The organism is Schnuerera sp. xch1, from assembly GCF_019931165.1.
In the GTDB taxonomy this organism is placed as follows: domain Bacteria; phylum Bacillota; class Clostridia; order Tissierellales; family Tepidimicrobiaceae; genus JAIOUP01.
The window spans coordinates 1-614 of sequence record NZ_JAIOUP010000044.1 but is presented as its reverse complement, the minus strand read 5'-3'; the positions used below and the strand labels follow the sequence as shown (position 1 = coordinate 614).

The 614-nt window shown below is 46.7% G+C and carries 1 rRNA gene; it reads right to left on the bottom strand.

The window, feature by feature from the left end:
- Window positions 1-579: ribosomal RNA gene (locus K8M07_RS12540) — 23S ribosomal RNA — on the bottom strand; the annotation flags it as partial.
- Window positions 580-614: the final 35 nt, after the last annotated feature.

Sequence of the window (614 nt, the reverse complement as noted above, 5' to 3'; positions counted from 1 at the left end):
TATAGAGCTTCCACTGCTTGTAGGCATAAGGTTTCAGGTTCTATTTCACTCCCCTCCCGGGGTTCTTTTCACCTTTCCCTCACGGTACTTGTTCTCTATCGGTCACCAGTTAGTATTTAGCCTTGGGAGGTGGTCCTCCCTGCTTCCCACTGGATTTCTCGTGTCCCGTGGTACTCTGGAGCACAACTTGAAGTCTTTAAGTTTCGTCTACTGGACTTTCACCTTCTGTGGTTGACCTTTCCAGGTCATTCGACTACCTAAATCCTTCTTTTCTGTTGTGTCCTCAACCCCAGACTTAAAGCCTGGTTTGGGCTGTTTCCCTTTCGCTCGCCGCTACTTAGAAAATCGAGTTTTCTTTCTCTTCCTCAGGGTACTTAGATGTTTCAGTTCCCCTGGTGTCCCTTCACATACCTATGTATTCAGTATGTGATACTTGAGGTTTTCTCAAGTGGGTTTCCCCATTCGGATATCCCCGGATCAGTGTCTATTTGCGACTCCCCGAGGCATTTCGGTGCTTATCCCGTCCTTCTTCGGCTACTGGTGCCAAGGCATTCACCTTATGCCCTTATTTGCTTGACCAGAAATATAATTTACTGTGTAGTTTTCAATGTGCA